Origin of the sequence: Burkholderia sp. AU17457, from assembly GCF_002223255.1 — a bacterium.
Lineage (GTDB): Bacteria > Pseudomonadota > Gammaproteobacteria > Burkholderiales > Burkholderiaceae > Burkholderia > Burkholderia sola.
Genome location: NZ_NKFB01000005.1, coordinates 290,900 through 315,837, shown reverse-complemented (window position 1 = coordinate 315,837; position 24,938 = coordinate 290,900). Strand labels below are relative to the sequence as shown.

The following is a 24,938-nucleotide window of genomic DNA, read 5'->3' as shown; positions in this document are numbered from 1 at the left end:
ATAATTTTTCTAATCGCTTCGGAGTCGACATTACAAATAGATTTCAAGCCGAGGCACAATGAAGGCGTCCCATCAATCCCGCTCCTCATGTCCTTTACATCGACGAACACGCCGCTTACCGTCATCCATCTGAACGGTCCGATCAACAGCGGCAAGACGACGATCGGTCGCGCGCTCGCACGCCTGCTGCCCGACGCGCGCTTCGTCGACGGCGACGATCACGACGCGCCTGAAGATGCGCCGTTCGACGTGCAATGGGCCATCGCACTGGAGCGTCTGGTCACGCGGATCGCGCTGGCGCGCGAACGCCACCTCGTGATCGCCTATCCAATCGGCGAAGCGGAATTCGAGCGGCTGCGCGCGGCGTGCGAAGCGCGCGATGCGCGATTGTTCGTCGTCACGCTGGCGCCGCCCGAAGCGGTTGCGCGATCGAATCGGGGGGCGCGTGTGTTGACGGACTGGGAGCGGCAACGGATCGCGCAGATGTATCGGGAAGGATATGCGTCGCGCGCGTTCAGCGATTGCGTGATCGATACGTCGAGCGCATCGGCCAACGTGTGCGCGACGGAGATCGCTCGCCGCGTGGCCTTTCCCGCCCATTGACGCGACTGCTTCGGTGGTGCGCCGTCGCCGGCGCACCACATGCACGTCCGGACGCATGCAAGCGAACGCGCGCCGCTCTCAATGATGTTGCCGTACACCCGACACGACTTGCTCCCGTGCCCCCTTCCGGCTCAACATCAGCGTCACCGCCGCCGACACCGCGAGCGTCCCCGCGACCACATACAGCCCCGCCGCATACCCGCCCGTCACATGCTTGAGCCAGCCGATCGCGAACGGCCCGACGAACCCACCGAGATTGCCGATCGAGTTGATCATCGCGATCCCCGCCGCCGCGCCGGCTCCCGACAGGAACGCGCTCGGCATCGCCCACAGCGGCGCCTTCGCGGCACTGATCCCGATGTTGACGACCACCAGCGCGAGCACGGTCAGCAACGCAGTGCTCGCCTGTCCCGCGAACACGAAGCCGATGCAGGCCAGCACGCACGGAATCACAACATGCCACGTGCGCTCGCCGGTGCGATCCGAGTGCCGCGCCCACACGATCATCGCGACCACGGCGGCGATGCTCGGAATGCCGGTCAGCAAGCCCGTCTGCAACGCGGTGAAACCGAACTGCTTGACCATCAGCGGCGCCCACAGGCCCAGCGTATAGAGCCCCGCCGACGTGCCGAAGTAGATCAGCGCGAGCGCCAGCACGCGCGGGTCGCGCAGCGCCTGCCACGCGCCGGCCGTATGCCCGGCATGCGTGTGGCGCGCATCCGCTTCCGCTTTCAGCTTCGCGATCAGTCAGTCGCGCTCGTCGGCGCGCAGCCACGCGGCCTGCGACGGCGCATCGGTCAGGCGCTTCAGCACGACGAAGCCGAGCACAACCGCCGGCAGCGCTTCGACGATGTACAGCATCTGCCAGTCGGCAAGCCCGAACATCGGCGGCATCTGCATGATCGCGCCCGACAGCGGCGAACCGATCGCGGTCGAGATCGGTGCGGCCGCCATGAACCACGCGGCGGCCACCGCGCGCTGCTTCGCGGGAAACCACAGGCTCAGGTACAGGATGATGCCGGGGAAGAAACCGGCTTCGGCCATGCCGAGCAGGAAGCGCAGCACGTAGAAGCTCGTCGGCCCGGCCGCGAACGCCGACACCGCCGACACGATCCCCCACGTGATCATCACGCGCGCGATCCAGATGCGCGCGCCGACGCGATGGAGAACCAGGTTGCTTGGCACTTCGAATAGAAAGTAGCCGATGAAGAACAGGCCGCCGCCGAAGCCGAACGCGGTCGGCGACAGGCCGATCGCCTTGTTCATCGTCATCGCCGCGAAGCCGACGTTGACGCGATCGAGAAAGCTGACGAAGTAAAGCAGCATCACGAACGGAATGATGCGCCACATCAGTTTCCGCGCGACGCGGGTTTCCAGATCCGCCTGCATGTGTCTCCTCCTTCGAGGTCGGGCCGTGCGCCGTCGGTCGATGGACCTCGCGCGCCGGCCGGCGCCCGGCTCGCGTCGCATGCGCGAGTCGCGGGCTGAAAATGCGTGAGTGAAGCGAGCGGGCGGCGCTCGGCTGCGCGCACGCGCGGCCGTCACCGCGTCGCTGCCGTCAGGCCGCGACCGCCGCGTTCGCGACGCGCTCGCAGACGGCCGCCGTCACTTGCACGGTCGTCGCGCTGCCGCCGAGGTCGCGCGTATGCAGCGACGGGTCGGTCGTCACGGCCTCGATCGCCTGCATCACGCGCGCGGCGGCGTCCGTCTCGCCGAGATGTTCGAGCAGCATCACGACCGACCAGAACGTGCCGACCGGATTCGCGAGCCCCTTGCCCATGATGTCGAACGCGGAGCCGTGGATCGGCTCGAACATCGACGGATAGCGGCGCTCGGGATCGATGTTGCCGGTCGGCGCGATGCCGAGGCTGCCCGCGAGCGCGGCGGCGAGATCGCTGAGGATGTCCGCGTGCAGGTTGGTCGCGACGATCGTGTCAAGCGACGCCGGGCGGTTGACCATGCGCGCGGTCGCCGCGTCGACGAGCTCCTTGTCCCACGTCACGTCGGGAAACTCCTGCGCGACCTGTTTCGCGATCTCGTCCCACATCACCATCGCGTGCCGCTGCGCGTTGCTCTTCGTGATCACGGTCAGCAGCTTGCGCGGCCGCGACTGCGCGAGCCGGAACGCGAAGCGCATGATCCGTTCGACGCCGGCGCGCGTGAGAATCGACACGTCGGTCGCGGCCTCGATCGGATGGCCCTGGTGCACGCGGCCGCCGACGCCCGCGTATTCGCCTTCGGAGTTCTCACGGACGATCACCCAGTTCAGGTCGTCCGGCCCGCAGCGCTTCAGCGGCGCGTCGATGCCGGGCAGGATGCGCGTCGGGCGCACGTTCGCGTACTGGTCGAAGCCCTGGCAGATCTTCAGGCGCAGCCCCCACAGCGTCACGTGGTCGGGCACGTCCGGGTCGCCCGCGGAGCCGAACAGGATCGCGTCCTTGCCGCGCAGCGCGTCGAGGCCGTCGGCCGGCATCATCGCGCCGTGCCGGCGGTAGTAATCGGCGCCCCAGTCGAAATCCTCGAAGTCGAACGCAAAGCGGTCGCTGCCGCGGGCCAGCGCTTCCAGCAGCTGCTTGCCGGCAGGCACCACTTCCTTGCCGATGCCGTCGCCGGGAATCGTTGCGATACGGTAGGTCTTCATGGGGACATCCTCGGTTGATCATGAGCGTGAACGCACTTTACCGAACCGGAAGTACGGAAACCGGGGCTATACTCAAAGCATCTTTAACTTCAATTCATGAATCCCGTCATGGCGGATACCGTCCAGCCGGCCGATCTCGGCTTCTTTTCGACGCTGGCCGCGTCGGGCAGCCTGAGCGCGGCCGCGCGCGAACTCGGGCTGACCGCGGCGGCCGTCAGCAAGCGGCTCACGCAGATGGAGCGGCGCGCGGGCGTGACGCTCGTCAATCGCACGACGCGGCGGATGATGCTGACGCCGGAAGGCGACGTGTATCTCGACTACGCGCGGCGGATCCTCGACCAGATGGACGAACTCGGCGAGCTGCTCGGCAGCGCGAAGCAGCGGCCGAAAGGCCTGCTGCGCGTGAACGCGACGCTCGGTTTCGGGCGCAGCCACGTCGGTCCGGCGATCTCGCGCTTCATCGCACGCTATCCGGAGGTGTCGGTGCAGCTGCAGTTGTCGGTGATGCCGCCGCCGCTCACCGACGACGCGTTCGACGTGTGCATCCGCTTCGGCGAACCGCCCGACACGCGCGTCGTCGCGCGGCGGCTCGCGCCGAACCGCCGGCTGCTGTGCGCGGCGCCCGCGTATCTCGCGCGCCACGGGACGCCCGGCACGCCGCACGACCTGACGCGGCACAACTGCATCGGCATCCGGCAAGGCGACGAGGGCTACGGCGTGTGGCGCCTGACGAGCGGACGCGGCGCGGCCCGCCACACGGAAGCCGTGCGAATCAACGGCAACCTGACGACGAACGACGGCGAGATCGCGGTGAAGTGGGCGCTCGACGGGCACGGGATCCTGATGCGCGCGGAATGGGATCTGCGCGACTATCTCGCCGACGGCAGGCTGGTCGTCGTGCTGCCCGAGCACGAAACGCCGAGCGCCGACATCTACGCGGTGTATGCGCAGCGTCACCAGATGTCCACGCGGATTCGCGCGTTCGTCGATTTTCTGGCGGAGGAATTCGGGCGGTTTAGGGTGGTGTAAGGCGGGTATTCCGCACCTCATGCGGGTTGGCTGTCGGTGCTGCGGGCATGCGCACGCCTGTGCCTCTCCGTATGCTGCTGCACTGCTGGCCCTGCGGCATACGATGTAAATATTCCGGCGAATTTCGTGCTAAATCGCCAAAATATTTACATCCTCCGATACGGATCAGATGGCCAGCGCGTTCCGCCTCGCAACCGCTTGACGACTTACCGCCACATACCGCCATCAGGCCACCGCTACCAGCCCGCTGTAGCGATCGCCGGTAGCAACCGCACCCGGCAGCGCCGGCCGCCACCCCACTGCCCCCGCCGCCGCCAGCCCTTCCTGCTCGTGCCCAGCTTGTACGAACCGCTCAGCGATCCACTCGACGAACGCCCGCACGCCGGGCGACACATGCGGGCGCTTCACATAGACGGCCGACACCGCGAGCGCATCGGGTTGCCAGCGCGGCAGCACTTCCCGCAACCGCCCCGCGTCGATCAGGGGCTGCGCGGCGACGCGCGTCGGCTGGATCAGCCCGAGACCGTGCACGCCGCATGCGAGATACGCCTGCTCGTCGTCCACACTGACGATACCGTCGAGCTGCACCTTGCGCACCGCGTCGTCCACCACGAACTCGAGCTCGCCCGGACGCTGGCCGGACACGTGCGACCCGGCTACCGCGCGATGCGCATCCAGATCGTCGAGCGTGCGCGGCACGCTGAAGCGGTCGAGATACGCGGGGCTCGCGCACGTCACGCGCTCGAGCGAGCCGAGCCGGCGGGCAACGAGCGACGAATCGGGCAGCGCACCGAGCCGGACGCTGCAGTCAATCGCGTCGCCGATGCGATCGCCCGCGCGCCCGGCCATGGCGAGCATCAGCTCGAGATCGGGATGCCGTGCATGAAATGCGCCGAGCGCCGGCAACACGATCGCACCTGCCACCGACGCCGGCAATTCGACGCGCAACGGTCCGCTCGGATGCAGCGCGGCGCCGCGGATGCTCGCTTCGAGCTCGTCGACGTCCGCCGTGATGCTGACGCAGCGCCGGTAATACGCGTCGCCTTCGGGCGTCGCCCGCAACGCGCGCGTCGTGCGCACCAGCAGCGGCATGCCGAGCGTCGCCTCGAGTTCCTGCACGGTGCGCGTCGCCGTGGCGCGCGAAATGCCGAGCGCCTGCGCCGCGCGCGTGAAGCTGTTCATTTCGACGATGCGCGTGAAGATGCGCATCGCGCGGATCGGATTGTCCACCCAACACCTCTGCGTGGTTGCGATATGCCGCGGCGCGCGTTCGCGCACCGTGCGTGCGTGTCAATATCGATGTCGATGCGACGCAAGCCGCGCGACCCGCGCGGCCGCCGGTCAGGCGTTCGCCGCCGCGACGCCGGGCGCCGGTTCGGCGAGCAGCCGTTGCGCGAGCGCCAGTGCGTCATCGCGGCTCGCCGCCGCGCTCAGCGGATAGCCCCAAACCTTCTCGAAGGCGCCCGAAAACGCATTGAGCGCCACGCGCCGCGCCGCATTGGGCTCGATCGCGATCATCCCGGGGATCCGTTCGCGCGACAGTGCGCGGTTGGCCTTGCTCCACTTCGCGAGCTGTTTGCGCATCTCGTGATCGTTGTCCGCGCGATCGTCGCCGGACGGCGCATCGTCGGTCAGCAAAACGAAGCGCTCGCGGCGCGCGAGCAACGCGTCGAGTTCGGCAATCAGGTGAGCGGGATCGGTGTGGGTCGAGCCGCTGTAACGCAGCCAGACAAACGGGAATTCAGTCGTGACGATTTGCATGTCGGCCTCAAGATGAGAACGATTCTCATCTTATGGATCGAGACCCGATGCGTCATTTCTCATCCCGGCCAACTGCTTTTTCAATCCGGCCAAACGTGCGCGAGCGCGCCGCGTGAACGGTCAGCGTTGCCGGTCGGTCAGGAATTGCGTGGGCGACTTGCCGGTCGCCTTGCGGAACATCGTGACGAAACTGCTCGCGCTCTCGTAGCCGAGATCGATCGCGATCTGGTGCACGCGGCGGCCGGTTGTCAGCATCCGCAGCGACAGCGCGACGTGCAGCCGACGGCGCCAGTCGCCGAGGCTCATCCCGAGTTCCTTCGTCGCGAGCCGCGTGAGGCTGCGCTCGCTGATGCCCGCGCGCCGCGCGAGTTCGGGCAGCGGCGACTTGTCGGCCGGATCGTCGAGCAAATGGTCGATCAGCTTGCGCAACCGGCGGTCGGCCGGCATCGGCAGGTACAGATCCTCGACCGGCGCCGCGACGAGTTCGTCGAGCAGCGTCGCCACCAGCCGCCCCTGCGGCCCGTCGACGTCGTACAGGTTCGGGAAGCTGGCCGCCTTCAGCAGCAGTTCGCGCAACAGCGGCGACATGGCCAGCGTGCAGCAGCGCGTGGGCAGCTCGAGCGCCGCGTCGGGTTCGACCAGCACCGCGTAGAAGGTCGCGCCGGCCGAACCACGCGCCGCATGCGGGACGTCGCCCGGAATCCAGACCGTGCATTGCGGCGGCGCAGTCCACACGCCGCCGTCGATCTCGCAATAGACGACGCCGGTCAGCGTGTAAAGCAGTTGCGCCTGGCGATGGCTGTGCCGCTCGAGCCGCCATTCGGGCTCGACGACCGAGCCGCCGAACACGACGAGCGGACGCGGCACGTGATAGACGTCGGCGTCCGCGGCGGGATCGGTGATCGGTGGAAGGTCGCGCATGGAACGACGGGTTGAGAAGAAAGCCGGACGCCGGCGCGTCCTTTCGTGCTTATACCAGAAAGGCGCCGGCGCGGCCGCGCCGTTTGAAAACGGCCGTCTGCGGCCACGCGCCGAACCGAATACAATCCGCAGATCCCCGCCGCTGCGCCAACCTGCCGGAGCCGCCATGTTCGACCTGACCACGCTGACCACCTTCACGGCCGTCGTTCTGGGCCTGTTCCTGATCCCCGGCCCCGCCGTGCTGCTCGTGCTGAGCCGCACCGTGCAGGGCGGCCGCAAGACCGGCATCCTGACCGGCCTCGGCGTCGCCAGCGGCGACTTCGTGCATACGCTGTTCGCGGCCGTCGGCCTGTCCGCGCTGCTGATGACGTCGGCGCTCGCGTTCAACGTCGTGAAACTGATTGGCGCCGCGTACCTGATCTATCTCGGCGTACGCGCGCTGCTGGAGAAATCTGCCGACCCGTCGTTGCCGCAGGTGTCGCCCGTCACGCCGCTCAAGGCGTACCTGCAGGCGATTCCCGCCGAGGTGCTGAATCCGAAAACCGCGCTGTTCTTTCTCGCGTTCATGCCGCAGTTCGTGCACCCGGAGCGCGGCTCGACGTTCGCGCAGTTCGCGGTGCTCGGGCTGATCTTCGTCGTGCTCAGCTCGCTCTACACGACGCTGATCGCATGCTCGATCCGGCCGCTCGGCCGCATCGTGAAGCGGCTCACGTGGCTCACGCGCTGGCAGGGCAAGATCATCGGCTCGATCTTCATCGCGCTCGGGCTGCGCGTGGCCGTGCAGCAGCGCTGATGCGCGTCGCCACATGACGCACGTCGCCGCGGACCTGCTCTACACCGACCCGCGCCTCGTCGCGGTGTACGACCTGTTCAACGCGGGCGATCGGGACTTCGCGTTCTACGCCGCCGCGATCGGCGCCGCCCGGCAACGCATCCTCGATCTCGGCTGCGGCACCGGCACGTTCGCGCGACGGCTCGCGGCGGCCGGGCATGACGTCGTCGCGATCGATCCCGCGCCGGCGATGATCGATTACGCGCGACGCCAGCCGGGCGCCGACGCGGTACGCTGGCTCGCGTGCGCGCTCGACGGCCTGCCACCCGGCGCGCCGTTCGATACGGTCGTGATGACCGGGCACGCGTTCCAGTGCCTGCTGAGCGACGACGACATCGACGCGACGCTGCGCGGCGTGCGACGCGTGCTGGCCGACGGCGGCCGTTTCCTGTTCGACACCCGCAACCCGCGTACCGAACCGTGGCGAGCATGGACGCCCGCGCAGTCGGCACGCAGCGTCGAGTCGCACGCATGCGGCATCGTCGATCTCCATCACGCGGTGCGTGCGATCGACGGTGCGATCGTGACGTTCGACACGCACTACCGCTTTCGCCGCGACGATACGGTGCTGACGAATACGAGCCGGCTGCGTTTCATCGCTCAATCCGAATTGCAGGCCCGCGTGACGGCGGCCGGTTTCGCGTCGGCCGACTGGTGCGGCGATTGGGAGCATGCCACGTTCGACGAAGCGACCAGCGCGGAGATCATCGCGATCTGCCGCGCGTAACGGGCGCAGCGCAGCCATCACGCGCCCCGCTCGTCGTCACACGCCGTCGAGCGCGCGCCGCACCCCGTCCCAATCGAGCCCGAACCGCGCGAGATACTTGCGCAATCGGTCCGCATCGTTCGGCTGCTTCTTGCTCTGCCGCGACACCGCGAACAGCGTGCGCCCGGCTTCCGACAGGCTCGCCGACGTGCGGCACACGTCGAGCACGCGTTCGAGCTGCGCACGGTCGAACAGATCGAGTTCCGTCGCACGCGCGCCGAACACCGCGTCGACGCATGCATCGGGCGCCTCAGCGCCACCCGGCGACGACCACGTGCGCGTCAGCCGTTCGACCTCCTGCTCGGCGAGCGCCTCGGTAATCCGCCCCGCATCGGCCAGCGTCGCCATCCGCGTGACCGACGCCGACAGTTCGCGGAAGTTGCCGGCCCACGTCGCGCGCGGTGATGTCGCGAACGCGAGATAGCGCCGCTTCGCCTCAACGTTGAACCGCACCTGCTCACCCTGCTCGCGATCGAAACGGTCGAGCTCGAATTCGAGGTTCGGCTCGATGTCCTCGCGGCGCTCCGCGAGCCCCGGCAGTTCGTAGGTCCACAAGTTGATCCGCGCATAGAGATCCTCGCGGAACGTCCCGGCCGCCACCATCTGCCGCAGGTCGCGGTGCGTGCCCGCGATCAGCTCGAAATCGCTGGTCGCCTCGACGTCCGCGCCCACCGGCAGGAAGCGCTTTTCCTCGATCGCCTTCAGCAGCATCGCCTGTTCGTCGAGCCCGAGTTCGCCGATTTCGTCGAGAAACAGCAGCCCGCCGTCCGCCGCGCGCAGCAGCCCGGCGCGCGCCGACTGCGCGCCCGTGAACGCGCCCTTCACGTGACCGAACAGCGTCGACATCGCCGCGTCGCCGCGCAGCGTCGCGCAGTTGACCTCGATGAACGGCCCCGCGAGCCGATGCCGGCCGCGCTTCAGTTCGTACACGCGCTTCGCGAGAAACGACTTGCCGGCCCCCGTCGGCCCGACCAGCAGCATCGGCGCGCGCGAGCGCACGGCCACGCGCTCCAGTTGCTCGATCAGCGCATTGAAGCGCGCGTTGCGTGTCGCGATGCCGGCCTTCAGGAACGACACCGTTTCGTCGCGCTCGCGCGTGAAGCGCTGCGCGATCCGGTTGTAGCGGGACAGGTCGAGATCGATCACCGAGATCGTGCCCGGCCCGCTCGGCCCCTCGTCGGTCCGCTGCGGCGGCCCCGTCTGCACGAGGCGCGCGGGCAGGTAGCGCGCTTCCGCCAGCAGGAACCAGCAGATCTGCGCGACGTGCGTGCCGGTCGTGATGTGGATCAGGTAATCCTCGTGCTCGAGGTCGAACGGATACGCGCGTGCGAAATCGTGCAGCGTCGCATAGACCTCCTCGAAATCCCACGGATCGCGGATCGTGACCGGCGTGAGCCGCACGTCGGTGTGCGGCGACACGCGCGCGAGATCGTCCCGCACGTGCTGCGCGAGACGCACGTATTCCTGCGGATACAGCAATTCGAGCCGGTCGATCGGCAGTTCGGGCTGCTCGCACAGCGAAATCGTCGGCCGCCATTTCGGGTAGCGACGCGACGTGCGGTCGCCCTGGTCCAGCACGATGCCGAGAAAACCGATCGCGACGGTTTTACGCATATTTATCTCATGGGATAAGAGGCGATCCGATTGTATCAGATGTGCATGGCGAGATGGAGCAACAAGCGCCGCCACCAGGCGGTGAGAAATAAAGATTTCCCTTTGTTTTCAATCGCCTGGGAAATTTCATGAAAGCCCCTGCCCGCACTGGCACGCTCCTCGCTAAATAGAAGACGCCGGATGTCCCGCTGGCCCACGAGCCAGGGTTCAACAAGCCCTGCTGGTGCGCCGCCGCCGAACCTCGTTCGTCGCGGCAGCGCATGCCGCCATGGACAGACGAAGGCAAAGGGGCGCGCGCCAGGATGCCTCGCCCGGGTTCGAATCCCGGGGCGCCCCATTGTTCGGAAGCTCAGTCAGGTGGAGCAGCCGGCGAAAGCCGGCCGGTGGCGGGTTCGAATCCCGCTCGAACGCTGTCCGCAAGGACGGTCTCGTATGAAAAGCAGTACCCGCCGGTGCGGGCCGACAGGCCCGCCGCGCGTCGGACCGGTTGCGGTTCCGCGCGATCGGCCGGACGGCCGCACGGCCCGCGCGAAGGCGCACGACGACGCGACGCAGGATGCGTCGTCGTGCACTTCGACGCCGGGCCGGCGCGCCGCCCGCCCGGTTGCGTCGCACCGCGATCCGTCCGATGCGCGTCACCCGGCGGTCATTGAAAAAAAGGACAAAAATATGTGGAAGCGTCATGTCGTAAAAAAGAACGAACGCGCGCTGCTGATGAGCGAAGGCGATTTCGTGAAGGTGCTGGAACCGGGCGTGTTCAAGGCCTTCGATCCGTTCAAGCGCCTGTCGGTGCAGACCGCGCGTCTCGATGCGCCGCTCGCCGACGAAGCGCTGGCCGATTACCTGCGTCACGACGCACAGGACGTGCTCGCGCAGTATTTCGTCGCGATGGATCTCGCCGACGACGAAGCCGGCCTGCGCTATGAAGACGACGTGCTCGTCGAGATTCTGGCGCCGGGCACGCGCCGGCTGTACTGGCGCGGCCTGACCGCGCACCGTCTCGAGCGCGTTGATCTCACGCAAGACAGCATGCTGCCGGCCGCGCTCGTGAAGCGCATCGCGCAACCGTCGCTGCGTGCGCGCGGTGTGGCGGGGCTCACGGGCGTACTGCTCGCGCAGGTGCCGGCGTACCACGTCGGTGTACTGAAGATCGACGGCAAGATCGAGCGGTTGCTGGACGCGGGTACGTCGGCGTTCTGGCGCTTCAACCGCGACGTCGCGGTCGAACTCGTCGATCTGCGCTTGCAGGCGATCGAAGTCGGCGGGCAGGAAATCCTGACGCGCGACAAGGTCGCGCTGCGGCTGAACCTGTCGGCGACGTGGTGCTATGCGGACGTGCTGCACGCGTTCGGCCAGTTGCAGAAACCGGTCGAACACCTGTATCGCGAGCTGCAGTTCGCGCTGCGTTCGGCGGTGGGCACGCGCTCGCTCGACGAGCTGCTGGAGGACAAGCAGTCGCTCGACGACGTCGTGATCGCGCAGGTGCGTGCCCGTCTCGACGATTCGGGCGTGAACGTGCGCAGCGTCGGCGTGAAGGATATCGTGCTGCCGGGCGACATGAAGACGATCCTCGCGCAGGTGGTCGAAGCGGAGAAGTCCGCGCAGGCGAACGTGATTCGCCGCCGCGAGGAAACGGCGGCCACGCGTTCGCTGCTGAACACCGCGAAGGTGATGGAAGAGAACCCGACCGCGCTGCGGCTCAAGGAGCTGGAAACGCTCGAGCGCGTCGCGGAACGGATCGACCGCATCTCGGTGTTCGGCGGTCTCGACCAGGTGCTGAACGGACTCGTCAGCATCAAGGGCGCGTAATGCAGGACCGACGCCGCGCGGATGTGCGGCGTCGACTCCGAAATGAATCAGGTGAAGCAAATGACAGACATGGATTATCAGGTGATGGAACTGGCGAACGGCAAGCCGGTGAAGATGTGGACGCAAGGCGTCGCCGTCGAAGAGGAAGCGCGCGCGCAACTGCGCAACACCGCGCAAATGCCGTTCATCTTCGGCCACGTCGCGGTGATGCCGGACGTGCACCTCGGCAAGGGCTCGACGATCGGCAGCGTGATTCCGACGAAGGGCGCGATCATTCCGGCCGCGGTCGGCGTCGACATCGGTTGCGGGATGATGGCCGCGCGCACGACGCTGACGGCGTCCGACCTGCCGGACTCGCTTGGTGGGCTGCGCAGCGCGATCGAACGCGCGGTGCCGCACGGCCGCGCGCCGGGCCGCCGCGATCCGGGCGCATGGGGCGATCGCACGCCGGCCGCCGTGACCGACGCGTGGAAGTCGCTGCAACCGGGCTTCCAGCGGATCGTCGACAAGTATCCGAAGCTGGAGAAGACGAACCACTACGCGCATCTCGGCACGCTGGGCACCGGCAATCACTTCATCGAAGTGTGCATCGACGAAGCGGACCGTGTGTGGTTCATGCTGCACAGCGGCTCGCGGGGCGTCGGCAATGCGATCGGCAGCCTGTTCATCGAACTCGCGCAGGCGGACATGCGCCAGCACATCGCGAACCTGCCGGACCGCAACCTCGCGTATTTCACCGAAGGCAGCCGGCACTTCGACGATTACGTCGAGGCGGTCGGCTGGGCGCAGGACTACGCGCGGCGCAACCGGCAGGCGATGATGGATGCGGTGATCGGCGCGGCGCGCGGCGTGATCGGCACACCGTTCTCGGTCGACGAGCATGCGGTGAACTGCCACCACAACTACGTGCAGCGCGAACGCCACTTCGGCGAAGAGGTGCTCGTCACGCGCAAGGGCGCGGTGTCCGCGCGGAAGGGGCAGCTCGGGATCATCCCGGGCTCGATGGGCGCGAAGAGCTTCATCGTGCGCGGGCTCGGCAATCCGGAAAGCTTCTGCTCGTGCAGCCACGGCGCGGGCCGGACGATGAGCCGTACCGAAGCGAAGCGCCGCTTCACGGCCGACGATCAGGCGAAGGCGACGCAGGGCGTCGAATGCCGGAAGGACGCGGGTGTCGTCGATGAAATCCCGATGGCGTACAAGGACATCGACGCGGTGATGGCGGCCCAGCGCAGCCTCGTCGAAGTGGTGCATACGCTGCGTCAGGTCGTGTGCGTGAAGGGATAGCGCAGCGACGCCCGCCACGCTCTTGCGCGGCGGCCGACAGGCGATGAAAACGAACGGCGCGGTGCCTGCGGGTATCGCGCCGTTTGCGTGCCGGTCGATGACGTGCGTGCCCCCGCACCGTTTCGTCACGTCGATCATCCGTTCGGCAGCGGTATACTGGAGGCCGTTCGCGCCACTGCACTCGACCTGCACCGCTTGCTGACGATGTGCTTGCAGTCCGGCATCTTCCGCCCGCTTTCTCCCAGTCGATCCGAACCGCCATGTCGCACCGTTTTTCGCTCGCGCTCGCCGTCCTCCTCGCCGCTTCCCCGATCGTCACGCAGGCCCGTCCGCTGTCGCGGCCGCCGGTCGAACGCGAGTTCAAGAGCTGGTCGGTCGTCTGCGACAACGGCAATCGCTGTATCGCGGAAAGCCACGCCGACGATATCGACGATGCGCGCACCGGCCTGGTCCTGCGCGTCACGCGCGATGCCGGCCCCGACGCGCAACCGTCGCTCGACCTCTACGCATCGGCGCCGGTCGACTTGCGCACCGCACGCGTCGACGGCCGACCGTTCGATGCAATGCCGGCGCAATGGCATGCGTTCGGCGACAAGACCGACGATGTTGCCCGCCCGTTCCGAATCCGGACCAACGATCCGGCCACGGTGGCCGCGTGGCTCGCCGCGGCGCGCAATGCACAACTGTTGAGTTTCGGCGATCCCGCGTCGGCGCCCACTGCGCGTACGCCGTTGTCGGGATTGAATGCCGCGCTGCTGCTGATCGACGATACGCAGGGCCGCGTCGGTACGGTCACGGCGCTGCTGCGCCCGGGCACCAAGCCTGCATCGTCGGTGCCGGCCGCGCCCACGTTGCCGCCCGCGGTCACGCCCGCGCCGCCGCCCGCTTCGGCCCTGTCGGCCGCCGAACAGCGTCCGCTCGTCGATGCGGTCCTCGCGAAATTCGGCGCCGACGTGAAGCAATGCGCGGCCGATGTCGAAGACGAAATGTCGGCGAGCGACCGCAGGAAAGCGTCGCGAGCCGTCGCGATCTCGTCCGACGAGGCGCTCGTCGCGATCCCGTGCCAGACCAGCAGCCTGTATAACCATACCGACCTGTGGTATCGCGTGCGGCGAACTGCGCCCTACTCGCCGACGGCGATGAATTTCGGCGAGAACGCGAATGCGGGACTCGATTCGGCGTCGTTCGCGAACGAGCTGACCGATGCCGGCTACGATCCCGCCAGCGCGACGCTGTCGAGCAAGGTGAGGCTGCGCAGTGCCGGCGATTGCGGCTCGATCGCATCGTGGATCTTCGACGGCCGGCGCTTCATGCTCGACGATATCGCGACGCACGGCGCATGCAACGGCCTGTTCGACGATCAGTGGCCACGCCTGTATCGACGGGCCGATGCGGCACGAAGCCGCTGACGCACGTATCACACCGAAACACGCCGGCAGACATCACCCATAACAAACCGAGGGGCCGAACCATGCATCACTCGCTCATCGCCCCATCGCGCCACGCGGCTGCGACGCGGCGCACGCGCGGCTGGCGCAGCGCGCTTGCGTTCGCGCTGATCGCCATCACCGCATTCGCGTCGCTGCCCGCGCGCGCGGCAGACGCCGACGGGTCGGTCGAGATCCCGTTCTGGTCGCGCGACTGGACCGGCACGATCGGCAATCGCCATGTCGAAGTTTCTTTGTCGCGCGTCGCCGATACGATATCCGGCTGGTACTGCTACGCGCCATGCACGTCCGACAAGCGCTATCGGCTGGCGTTGAAGGGTTCGCTCGATCCGCATGGCATGACGCTGTCGGAACGCGACAGCGGCGCGAAGACGAATGCCGATCGCGTGACGGGCACGTGGCGCGTCGCTTCGTTCGACAATGCGGTAACCGGCACATGGACCGCCCCGGACGGCAAGCGCACATTCCCTGTCTCGCTCGCGCAAAAGCGCGACGGCAGACCGTTCCCCTACGACATCCGCCTCGTCGCCGACCATCTGCCGGACGATGGCGGTTCGTGCAACGACGCGCCGCAGGTCACCGCGATCCGCCTGTACGACCACGACCGACTCGTGCAGACGCTCAAGACCGATTCGCACGGCACCTGCAACCTGTTCACACCGAATTTCGCCGATGTGAACTTCGATGGCTGGCCCGACCTGATGCTCGCCCAGTCGATGGGGGCCGGCCCGAACATCCCGTATCAGACGTGGATCTTCAACCCGAAGACGCGGCGCTTCGCCGATGCGCCGCAGGGGCTGCAGGACATCACGTCGCCGGATTTCGATCCAGTTCACCGGATCATCTGGACGAGCTGGCGCGCGAGCTGCTGCGAGCATGGCGTGACGACCTACCGCTGGCAGGGCAACGACGTGAAGGAGGTCGATTCCGCCAGCAGCTACATGCTGCCGGTGCTCGACGGAAACACGCGTCGCTATTGCTACGTCGTGCCCGGCTACGGCAACGGCCATATCGAATATCCGCAACGCATCGAGCAGACCGATACCGGGCTGCGTTCGACCCTGGGCGCGCTGAAGGACTGCGAGGTCGGCGATTCGCCTCAGATGTCGCGCGTGTATATCGACATCTGGAAACCGGGTGCGCCGGGCAGCGCCCCGACGCTCGTGCGTACCGAAAAGGTCGCTTGGAAACGTACGTCAACGCGCGCCGGCACGAAGTTCTGCCCCGACGTGCCGTTCTACGACAATGGCCGCATCCGTCGCATCATGTTGCGCGACGATCCCGACCAGTGCAGCGACTCGAATCCCGACAAGAGCTAGTGTGCGTTGCGCCCGCAAGGGCGCACCGGCGTCACCTCACGCGGCGCCGACGATCGTCTGCGGAAAAACGCATTCTATGCGCCGCGTCCCCATAAGCAACCCACGATTCGTTCTAAAGGCAGCCGCACACGTGCTCCTATAATCGCCGGACGGCAGCCCCCCATCGACCTTCACAACAACAAACGGAGCACCCATGACCGATCAGGCCCATTCGAACTGGCGTCTCGAAACCATCGCCGTGCACGGCGGTTATCGTCCCGACCCGACCACGCGTGCGGTCGCCGTCCCGATCTACCAGACCGTTGCGTACGCATTCGACGATACGCAGCACGGCGCCGACCTGTTCGACCTGAAGGTCCAGGGCAACATCTACACGCGGATCATGAATCCGACGACGGACGTGCTCGAGCAGCGGATCGCCGCGCTCGAGGGCGGCATCGGCGCGCTCGCGCTCGCGTCGGGGCAATCCGCCGTCACGTACGCGATCCAGACGATCGCCGAAGCCGGCGACAACATCGTGTCCGCGAGTTCGCTTTACGGCGGCACCTACAACCTGTTCGCGCACACGCTGCCGCAATACGGAATCACCACGCGCTTCGCCGATCCGCGCGACCCCGCGTCGTTCGAGCCGCTGATCGATGCGCGCACGAAGGCGATCTTCGCGGAATCGGTCGGCAACCCGCTCGGCAACGTCACCGACATCGCCGCGCTCGCGGCAGTCGCGCATCGCCACGGCATCCCGCTGATCGTCGACAACACGGTGCCGTCGCCGTACCTGCTGCGCCCGTTCGAGCACGGCGCGGACATCGTCGTACACTCGCTGACGAAGTATCTCGGCGGACACGGCACGAGCCTCGGCGGCGCCATTGTCGATTCGGGCAAGTTCCCGTGGGCCGACCACGCGGACCGCTTCAAGCGACTGAACGAGCCGGACGTCAGCTATCACGGCGTCGTCTATACCGAAGCGTTCGGTCCGGCCGCGTACATCGGCCGCGCCCGCGTGGTGCCGCTGCGCAACATGGGCGCGGCGATCTCGCCGTTCAATGCGTTCCAGATCCTGCAGGGAATCGAGACGCTCGCGCTGCGTGTCGAACGGATCAGCGACAACGCGCTGAAGATCGCGCAGCATCTCGCGCGCCACGAGCACGTCGAATGGGTGAACTATGCGGGCCTGCCCGATCACCCCGATCATCCGCTCGTCGCCCGCTACCTGTCGGGCCGTGCGCCGGGCATCCTGACGTTCGGCGTGAAAGGCGGCCGCGACGGCGGTGCGAAGTTCCAGGATGCGCTGAAGCTGTTCACGCGGCTCGTGAACATCGGCGATACGAAGTCGCTCGCGACGCATCCGGCATCGACCACGCATCGTCAGTTGTCGCCGGCCGAACTTGCGAAGGCCGGCGTGAAGGAGGAAACGGTGCGGCTGTCGATCGGCATCGAGCATATCGACGACCTGCTCGCCGATCTCGACCAGGCGCTCGCGCAGCCTTGAGCGAAACGTGCGCACCGGCTTGTCGGTGCGCACGCATCGAATCGCTTGACCCTGGAGCGGCTTCAAAGTGTTCAATCGCCGATCGATGCCGGTGCGACGCCCGGCGCATACGATCGTGCCACGCAGCGTCCGGCTTCATCGCGTTCTTCCTGATCGAAGGATCGCTGAAAGCCGGGTAAGCCGCGCGCGACGGCGCTGCGGCTACCAGGTCGTCGCACCGGTCGGATAGGTGTCGACGACACGCGTGCCGTTCACCGGCGTGACACCCGCGTTGCGCAGCGCGGCCCACAGGTCGATCGCATGTTCGCGCGATTTGCGGCCGCCATCGTCGGCCAGCACGTTCAGCGCGATCACTTCATCGCGCGTCGTCAGTTGCAGTTGTTCCTTCAGCTTGCGCGACTGATGCGACGCGGTGCGGACGTCACCGAGCGCGATCCGTTTCTCCGTGACGGTCGGCGCGTCACCGGCATCGGCCGGCACGAACGTCAGCCGGCCGTTGTCGACTTCGCATTGCCCTCGCGCGAACGTCGCAGTCCACGCGCCGGCCGGCACGGCCGCGAACTCGCAGCGCATCCGCTCGTTCGCGCGGCTGCCGACGTCGTGCGCCGGCGCGTGCGATAACGCACGTTCCGGCCAGCCGGCCGCCAGCGCGGCCGTCGACATCAGGCACGCCGCCAGCACGATTCCTTTCGCGATATCGCGCATGACTTTCTCCGTTTCGTCATTCCGTGACAGGCGCCTTCACTTTGATCCCACGGCGGTGCGGATTCGTGATCGGTTCATGACGGTTTCGTCACCGTTCCGACGATTTTTGACGTCCGCTGACTATGCGCTATCGACGCCCACCCATCTTCATACGGTCGGCGCTTTCGCAGGGCATCGTCAAATCTCGGGTGGCGCCACAGGTTCTGATTTCAGCGCCCCTCATGCGCGGTGCGTGACGAAAATTTCATGTTCCGATCAGGTTCACGATGCGTCGCATCGCTACGATCGGAACGGTAGCGGGCCCTGCCCGTTCCCGTCCACGCAGCGGGTCGCTGCCGCACGGCGCGATCACGCATTAGGCCCGGACTCGTCGAGCGCCGGGCCTTTTTTTACGCGTGTCCGACGATCACCGCGCGGAATTGCGCTGCGGGTACACGCACGGATGCGTTTTCACATGCAGGTTCGGATTACCGCACCGATGCCCGGCATAGTCGACCTGCTCGCCTGGCGTCAGGTCGGCCGGCACGGGCTTTCGCGCGGCGGCAGAAGCAGTGGCCGTGGTGCCGGAACGTGTCGATGCGCAGCCCGCGAACAACGGGACGATCAGGACTGCGATCAAGGCGAGGCGAATGACGGGACGATGCAATTTTCGATCCGGGATGAAGGTCTGAACGGCACCGCCCGCGATCGATGCTGCTGTCTGTCGCGACCGGCACGAACGCCGCCGGCGCGTGGCCAACGGCAGACTGCATGTTCCGCTTCCCGCTCATCGCACCCATGACGCGAACATGACGGTTGCGTCATGTCGATCGAGTCCGCCCAGCACACCTCCGCACCGCGCAATCTGACGCATTTTTCATCTCGCGATCACGATCACGCACGGCTGCTTTCGCATACTGGGTCCATGGTTCGCCACCCGGCGGCCCTGATCAAGGAGAGCACTCGATGAAAACGGCACAACTCGCAGCACTGTTCGTCACCGCCACGCTGTCGCTCGGCATGGCCACGCAGGCCGCGTTCGCCCAAACGCAAACGCAGGGCAAGTCCCGCACGCAGGTCGTCAACGAACTGAAGCAGGCGCAGCACGACGGCATCGTGCCGATCAGCAAGACGCAGTACCCGCCGACCGCCGAGGTCGTCGCGCGCAACAAGGAGCTTCACGTGATTTCGGTGCATGGCGGCGAGAAAAAGCCGCAGGCCGACAACCACGACGACCTCGCCGCGAAACAATGATGCGCGGCCAGACGGCCGCCGGCAGCGCGCCGCGCGCGGTTGCGTTGCGGCGAATGCGCGGGCGTGTCCGCCCGTGCTGTCAGGTGCTGATGGCGGCCGGCCGTTCGGGCTCGGCCGGCCGTCGCGGAAAGCGCAGCCAGAAGGTCGTGCGACGCCCCGGCTCGCTGTCGACGCCGCATTCGCCGCCGTGGTTGTCCATGATCGACCGGACGATCGCGAGGCCGAGCCCCGTGCCCGACGCCGAGTTGTGCCGTGACGGATCGATGCGATAAAAGCGCTCGAAAATCCGCCCGGCATGTTCCGCCGCGATGCCGGGCCCCGTATCCGACACGGCGATCGTCGTCGCGCCGCGCTGCTCGACGCAGTCGATCGTCACGACGCTGCCGCGCGGCGCATAGGTCAGCGCATTCGACAGCAGGTTGCTCAACGCGCGCTGGTACAGCGTCAGATCCGCATCGACCCACGCGTGGCCGTCGACCTTCACCGTCACGCCTTCATCTTCCGCCAGCGGCTCGTAGTAGCCGGCCACCCGCTCCGCCTCCTGCGCCGCATTCAGCCGCCGCACGCTGATCGACGTGCCCGCCTGTTCCGAGCGCGCGAGAAACAGCATGTCCTCGATCATCCGCGACAGCCGCTGGTATTCGTCGATGCTCGACTCGATCACGCTCCGGTATTCGTCCGCGCCGCGCGGTTGCGACAGCACGACCTGCGCGGCCGCCTGCAGATTGGTCAGCGGCGTGCGCATGTCGTGCGCGAGATTCGACGAGAACTGGCTCAGCCGCGTGAACGATTCGTTCAGCCGCGCGAGCATCCCGTTGAACGCGTGCTCGAGCTCCTTCAGCTCGCCCGACGTATCGAGTTCCGGCAGCGGATGCGCGAGCCGGCTCGTCGACATCTGCTCGGCCCGCGCCGCGAACCGCCGCAGCGGGCTCAGCCCGAGCGCGGCGATGCCGTACGCGATCGCCGCCGCGATCACCACGCCGAACACCTGGATCACGACGATCGTATAAGCATGCGTGCGCAACAGCAGCATGTCGGCGCTGCGGTCGTACTGCACGGCGACGCGCACCACGGGCGCACCCGCGCCGGCGAGCGGCACGGTCGTCAACAGATACTGGTGCCGGGCGCCGGGCGGCGCAACGCCGAACGGCACGCGCCCGACGTTCATCGACAGCAGCGGCGCGTACGGACGGAATCCGGGTGTGCCGACGAGGCGCGCGCCGCCGGCATCGAAGATCGCGAGATCCATGTTCGGATGCCCGTGCAACTGGTCGATCCAGATATCGGTATGGCGCGCGACGTCGTCCGTCGTGCGCGCCTCGGCCAGATGCGCGCCCAATGCGGCGGAAATACCGGCCATCTGCTCGGCTGCCGTCGTTTCGACACGGTTGCTCAGCGCTTCGTACAGTGCGACGCCGCTCGACGCGAGGATCACCGACGTCGACAGGACGATCAACGCGGTCAGCCGGCCGCGCAGCGTGCGCGGCAGCAGGCGCGCGATCATGCGGCCGCGCCGCCGCGCGCTTCGAGCACGTAGCCCATGCCGCGCACCGTATGGATCAGCTTCGGCTCGTACGCGTCGTCGATCTTCGAGCGCAGCCGGCGGATCGCCGAATCGACGACGTTCGTGTCGCTGTTGAAGTTCATGTCCCACACCTGCGACGCGATCGTCGCGCGCGGCAGGATCTCGCCTTCGCGGCGCATCAGCAGCCACAGCAGCGCGAACTCCTTCGCGGTCAGCAGGATCGTGTCGCCCTGCCGCGTGGCCTTGCGGCGCGTCAGGTCGAGTTCGAGATCGGCCACGCGCAGCGTGTTCGAATCGCGCGGCTGGCCGCGCCGCAGGATCGACTTGATGCGTGCGGTCAGCTCGACGAAGTCGAACGGCTTCGCGAGATAGTCGTCCGCGCCAAGTTCCAGCCCCTTCACGCGATCGCCGACGTCGTCGCGCGCGGTGAGGAATAGCACGGGCGTCGACTTGCTGCGCCGCAGGTTCTGCAGCAACGTCCAGCCGTCCTGCCCGGGCAGCATCACGTCGAGCACGAGCAGGTCGTATTCCTCGGTTTCGGCCTGGTGCTGACCCGTGATGCCGTCCTCGACCCAGTCGACGACGTAGCCGGCCTCGGTCAGCCCCTTGCGCAGATACGCGCCCGTCTTCGGTTCATCCTCGACAATCAGAATTCGCATCACGCATTACCCTTGAAGAAACCCAGCCGGCGCATCATGCCCGCGGCGAAACCGCCACGCAACGCCGCGCGCCACGACACCGCATGGCTCACGCGATACAGCACCGGCAGCACCAGCAGCGTCAGCGCGGTGGACGACAGGATACCGCCGATCACGACCGTCGCGAGCGGGCGCTGCACCTCGGCGCCGGTGCCGGTCGCGAACGCCATCGGCAGGAAGCCGAGCGACGCGACCAGCGCGGTCATCAGCACGGGCCGCAGCCGCGTGAGCGCGCCGTCGTGCACGGCCGCGTCGAGCGACATCCCTTCGTCGCGCAGGTTGCGGATGAACGAAATCATCACGAGGCCGTTGAGCACGGCCACGCCCGACAGCGCGATGAAGCCGACCGCCGCCGTGATCGACAGCGGAATCCCGCGCAGCCACAGCGACACGACGCCGCCGCTCAGCGCGAACGGAATGCCGGTGAACACGAGCAGCCCGTCCTTCACGTTGTTGAACATCACGAACAGCAGCACGAACACCATGAACAGCGCAAGCGGCACGACGAGCTTCAGGCGCTCGCTCGCGCTTTGCAGCTGCTCGAACTGGCCGCCCCACGACACCCAGTAACCGGCCGGCACGCGCACGTCCTGCTGCAACTGCTCGCGCGCGTCGGCGACGAACGAGCCGACGTCGCGGCCGCGCACGTTCGCGCTGACGACCACCCGCCGCTTGCCGTCCTCGCGGCTGATCTGGTTCGGGCCCGGCGCCACGTCGATCGTCGCGAGCTCCGCGAGCGGCACGTACGGCGCCGCCGCGAGCGGCGCGCTGGCGCCGGCCGCAGGCGCCGGTAGCGCGATCGGCAGCCGCTTGATCGCCTCGATATCGGTACGCAGTTCGTCGGGCAGCCGCACGACGATGTCGAAGCGACGATCGCCCTGGAACAGCGTGCCGGCCTTCTGCCCGCCGACGGCTGCGGCCACCGAATCCTGCAGGTCGGCGACGCTCACACCGTAGCGCGCGAGCTTGTCGCGATCGAGGTTGACGGTCAGCACCGGCAGGCCCGTGGTCTGCTCGACCTTCACCTCCGACGCGCCCGGCACTTTCTGCAACGCGGCCGCGATCTGCTCGCCGGTCTGGTTCAGCACTGCCATGTCGTCGCCGAAGATTTTCACGGCGACGTCGCTGCGCACGCCGGAGATCAGTTCGTTGAAGCGTAGCTGGATCGGCTGCGAGAACTCGTACGCGTTGCCCGGCAGCTCGGCGAGCGCGTCCTCGATCTCGCGCACGAGCTGCTCGCGCGGCTTCTTCGGATCGGGCCACGTGTCGGCCGGCTTCAGCATGATGTAGCCGTCCGACAGGTTCGGCGGCATCGGGTCAGCCGCGATCTCGGCCGTGCCGGTGCGCGCGAACACGCGCTCGATCTCGGGGAAGCGCGCCTTCAGCGTCTTCTCGATCGACTTCTGCATCTCGACCGACTGCGACAGGCTCGTGCCGGGAATCCGCAGCGCGGACACGGCCAGATCGCCTTCGTTCAGACTCGGAATGAACTCGCTGCCGAGCCGCGTCGCAAGCCCGAGCGTGACCAGCACGATCGCGCCCGCGCCGAGCATCACGCGCGTCGGGCGCGTCATGAACGCGGCGAGCACCGGTTCGTACGCGCGCCGCGCCCAGCCCATCAGCCGGTTCTCCTTCTCCTCGACCCGCTCGCCGATGAACAACGCGACGGCCGCCGGAATGAACGTGACGGTCAGCACCATCGCCGCCGCGAGCGCCATCACGACGGTCGTCGCCATCGGATGGAACATCTTGCCTTCGACGCCGGTCAGCGCAAAGATCGGCAGGTACACGACCATGATGATCAGTTGCCCGAAGATCAGCGCGCGGCGCGCTTCCTGCGATGCGCCGAACACCTCGGCGAAACGCTCGTCGCGCGTGAGCGGCCGCCCGGCCGCCGACTGCGCATGCGCAAGCCGCCGCACGCAGTTCTCGACGATCACCACCGCGCCGTCGACGATAATTCCGAAGTCGAGCGCGCCAAGGCTCATCAGGTTCGCGCTCACCTTCGCGTTGACCATGCCGGTGAAGGTCATCAGCATCGACAGCGGAATCACGAGCGCGGTGATCAGCGCCGCGCGGATGTTGCCGAGGAACAGGAACAACACGGCGATCACGAGCACCGCGCCTTCGAGCAGGTTCTTCTTCACCGTGGCAACCGCCTTCTCGACGAGCACCGTGCGGTCGTACACCGGAATCGCCTTCACGCCGGCCGGCAGCGTGCGGTTCACGTCCTCCATCTTCGCGGCGACGGCCTTCGACACCGTCCGGCTGTTCTCGCCCATCAGCATGAACACCGTGCCGAGCACGACTTCCTCGCCGTTCGACGTCGCGGCGCCAGTGCGCAGTTCGCGGCCGATGTCGACCACGCCGACGTCCTTCATCCGCACCGGCACGCCCCCGACATTGGTCAGCACGATGTTCGCGATGTCGTCGACGGTGCGCGCCTGGCCCGGCACGCGCACGAGATACTGCTCGCCGCGCTTTTCGATGTAGCCGGCGCCGACGTTGTCGTTGTTGCGCTCGAGCGCCCGCACGACGTCGGCGAGCGTCAGCCCGTACGACATCAGCTTCGCCGGATTCGGCGCGACGCGGTATTCCTTCACGTAGCCGCCGATCGAGTTGACCTCGGTCACGCCGCGCACGTTGCGCAATTGCGGCCGCACGACCCAGTCCTGCAGCTCGCGCAGGTCGGCCGCCGTATAGCGCGTGCCGTCGGGCTTGCGCGCGCCGGCATCGGCCTCGACGGTCCACAGGTAGATCTCGCCGAGGCCGGTCGACGTTGGCCCCATCGCGGGCGCGATGCCGGCCGGCAGCTTGTCCTTCGCCTCCTGGATGCGCTCGTTGACGAGTTGCCGCGCGAAGTAGATGTCGGTGCCGTCCTTGAAGATCACGGTGACCTGCGACAGCCCGTAGCGCGAGATCGAACGCGTCTGTTCCAGCCCCGGCAACCCGGCCATCACGGTCTCGACCGGATAGGTGATGCGCTGCTCGGCCTCGAGCGGCGAGTAGCCGGGCGCGGACGTGTTGATCTGCACCTGCACGTTGGTGATGTCGGGCACCGCGTCGATCGGCAGCCGCTGGTAGCTGAACACGCCCAGCGCGGCCACCGCCGCGATCGCCAGCATCACGAGCCAGCGGTGCGCAATCGCAAAGCGGATCAGGCGCTCAAACATGTCGGGATTCCTTGAAGCGGGGCACGGTCGTCCGCACTGGGCGAGCCGCGCGGCCAGTCACCCGGCCGATTGGAAAGCGGGCCGCATA

19 protein-coding genes, 1 tRNA gene and 1 pseudogene are annotated in these 24,938 nt (G+C 67.3%); 11 read left to right on the top strand and 10 right to left on the bottom strand.

What is annotated here, in order from left to right:
* The first annotated feature begins 87 nt into the window (after positions 1-87).
* The gene (locus CFB49_RS18725; RefSeq protein WP_089492013.1) at positions 88-603 is read left to right on the top strand and encodes a shikimate kinase; all 516 of its coding nucleotides are present in this window, start codon (positions 88-90) and stop codon (positions 601-603) included.
* 78 nt (positions 604-681) lie between these two features.
* Here the strand turns inward: CFB49_RS18725 and CFB49_RS18720 are convergent.
* Both CFB49_RS18720 and CFB49_RS18715 read right to left on the bottom strand, forming a co-directional pair.
* Positions 682-1,992: pseudogene (locus tag CFB49_RS18720) on the bottom strand (MFS transporter).
* A gap of 169 nt (positions 1,993-2,161) precedes the next feature.
* A complete protein-coding gene (locus CFB49_RS18715) occupies positions 2,162-3,244 on the bottom strand; it encodes a tartrate dehydrogenase (RefSeq protein WP_089436073.1) in 1,083 nt (360 codons plus the stop codon).
* A gap of 108 nt (positions 3,245-3,352) precedes the next feature.
* Between CFB49_RS18715 and CFB49_RS18710 the strand changes: the two genes are divergently transcribed.
* Entirely contained in the window at positions 3,353-4,273 is a 921-nt protein-coding gene (locus CFB49_RS18710; RefSeq protein ID WP_089436072.1) for a LysR substrate-binding domain-containing protein, read from the top strand.
* A gap of 225 nt (positions 4,274-4,498) precedes the next feature.
* On the opposite strand, the gene CFB49_RS18705 is transcribed toward CFB49_RS18710, so the two are convergent.
* The 3 genes from CFB49_RS18705 to CFB49_RS18695 all read right to left on the bottom strand — a co-directional run bounded on the left by CFB49_RS18705 (position 4,499) and on the right by CFB49_RS18695 (position 6,955).
* Entirely contained in the window at positions 4,499-5,503 is a 1,005-nt protein-coding gene (locus CFB49_RS18705; RefSeq protein ID WP_089492012.1) for a LysR family transcriptional regulator, read from the bottom strand.
* A 111-nt stretch (positions 5,504-5,614) separates the two neighbouring features.
* On the bottom strand, positions 5,615-6,034 hold the full coding sequence (locus CFB49_RS18700; RefSeq protein ID WP_069617269.1) for an ATP--cob(I)alamin adenosyltransferase: 420 nt from the start codon (positions 6,032-6,034) through the stop codon (positions 5,615-5,617).
* 120 nt (positions 6,035-6,154) lie between these two features.
* The gene (locus CFB49_RS18695; RefSeq protein WP_069617268.1) at positions 6,155-6,955 is read right to left on the bottom strand and encodes an AraC family transcriptional regulator; all 801 of its coding nucleotides are present in this window, start codon (positions 6,953-6,955) and stop codon (positions 6,155-6,157) included.
* 166 nt (positions 6,956-7,121) lie between these two features.
* Here CFB49_RS18695 and CFB49_RS18690 point away from each other — a divergent pair, with 166 nt between their 5' ends.
* Both CFB49_RS18690 and CFB49_RS18685 read left to right on the top strand, forming a co-directional pair.
* Positions 7,122-7,748 (top strand): LysE family translocator, encoded by a 627-nt coding sequence (locus CFB49_RS18690; RefSeq protein ID WP_069617267.1) that lies wholly within the window; start codon positions 7,122-7,124, stop codon positions 7,746-7,748.
* Positions 7,749-7,761: 13 nt separating this feature from the next.
* Entirely contained in the window at positions 7,762-8,514 is a 753-nt protein-coding gene (locus tag CFB49_RS18685; protein ID WP_089492011.1) for a class I SAM-dependent methyltransferase, read from the top strand.
* A gap of 36 nt (positions 8,515-8,550) precedes the next feature.
* On the opposite strand, the gene rtcR is transcribed toward CFB49_RS18685, so the two are convergent.
* Positions 8,551-10,167, bottom strand: a complete 1,617-nt coding sequence (gene rtcR / locus CFB49_RS18680) for an RNA repair transcriptional activator RtcR (protein ID WP_089492010.1) — start codon at positions 10,165-10,167, stop codon at positions 8,551-8,553.
* A 338-nt stretch (positions 10,168-10,505) separates the two neighbouring features.
* Between rtcR and CFB49_RS18675 the strand changes: the two genes are divergently transcribed.
* The 6 genes from CFB49_RS18675 (at position 10,506) to CFB49_RS18650 (ending at position 17,516) form a co-directional block, all read left to right on the top strand.
* Positions 10,506-10,578, top strand: a tRNA-Phe gene (locus tag CFB49_RS18675).
* Between the two features lie 258 nt (positions 10,579-10,836).
* Entirely contained in the window at positions 10,837-11,976 is a 1,140-nt protein-coding gene (locus CFB49_RS18670; RefSeq protein WP_069617271.1) for a slipin family protein, read from the top strand.
* A gap of 60 nt (positions 11,977-12,036) precedes the next feature.
* The gene (locus CFB49_RS18665) at positions 12,037-13,260 is read left to right on the top strand and encodes an RtcB family protein (RefSeq protein ID WP_089492780.1); all 1,224 of its coding nucleotides are present in this window, start codon (positions 12,037-12,039) and stop codon (positions 13,258-13,260) included.
* A gap of 260 nt (positions 13,261-13,520) precedes the next feature.
* Positions 13,521-14,669: a DUF1176 domain-containing protein gene (locus CFB49_RS18660; protein WP_179234922.1), complete on the top strand. Its 1,149-nt coding sequence runs from the start codon at positions 13,521-13,523 to the stop codon at positions 14,667-14,669.
* 62 nt (positions 14,670-14,731) lie between these two features.
* Positions 14,732-16,027: an XAC2610-related protein gene (locus tag CFB49_RS18655; RefSeq protein ID WP_089492008.1), complete on the top strand. Its 1,296-nt coding sequence runs from the start codon at positions 14,732-14,734 to the stop codon at positions 16,025-16,027.
* A gap of 193 nt (positions 16,028-16,220) precedes the next feature.
* Entirely contained in the window at positions 16,221-17,516 is a 1,296-nt protein-coding gene (locus CFB49_RS18650; protein WP_089492007.1) for an O-acetylhomoserine aminocarboxypropyltransferase/cysteine synthase family protein, read from the top strand.
* A 201-nt stretch (positions 17,517-17,717) separates the two neighbouring features.
* Here CFB49_RS18650 and CFB49_RS18645 read toward each other — a convergent pair whose 3' ends face one another.
* Complete coding sequence (locus tag CFB49_RS18645; protein WP_089492006.1) at positions 17,718-18,221, bottom strand: hypothetical protein; 504 nt, start codon at positions 18,219-18,221, stop codon at positions 17,718-17,720.
* A 945-nt stretch (positions 18,222-19,166) separates the two neighbouring features.
* Here CFB49_RS18645 and CFB49_RS18635 point away from each other — a divergent pair.
* Positions 19,167-19,454: a DUF4148 domain-containing protein gene (locus CFB49_RS18635; RefSeq protein ID WP_089436064.1), complete on the top strand. Its 288-nt coding sequence runs from the start codon at positions 19,167-19,169 to the stop codon at positions 19,452-19,454.
* Between the two features lie 79 nt (positions 19,455-19,533).
* On the opposite strand, the gene CFB49_RS18630 is transcribed toward CFB49_RS18635, so the two are convergent.
* From CFB49_RS18630 to CFB49_RS18620, 3 genes are read right to left on the bottom strand one after another with little or no spacing between them, the layout of a single operon-like run.
* Positions 19,534-20,958 carry a heavy metal sensor histidine kinase gene (locus CFB49_RS18630; protein WP_089492004.1) on the bottom strand — a complete coding sequence of 475 codons (1,425 nt, stop codon included), beginning with the start codon at positions 20,956-20,958 and terminating at the stop codon, positions 19,534-19,536.
* Positions 20,955-21,638: a heavy metal response regulator transcription factor IrlR gene (gene irlR / locus CFB49_RS18625; RefSeq protein WP_006490455.1), complete on the bottom strand. Its 684-nt coding sequence runs from the start codon at positions 21,636-21,638 to the stop codon at positions 20,955-20,957. The genes CFB49_RS18630 and irlR overlap by 4 nt, the downstream gene beginning before the upstream one ends.
* Positions 21,638-24,850 carry an efflux RND transporter permease subunit gene (locus CFB49_RS18620; protein WP_089492003.1) on the bottom strand — a complete coding sequence of 1,071 codons (3,213 nt, stop codon included), beginning with the start codon at positions 24,848-24,850 and terminating at the stop codon, positions 21,638-21,640. The genes irlR and CFB49_RS18620 overlap by 1 nt, the downstream gene beginning before the upstream one ends.
* Between the last annotated feature and the right edge of the window lie 88 nt (positions 24,851-24,938).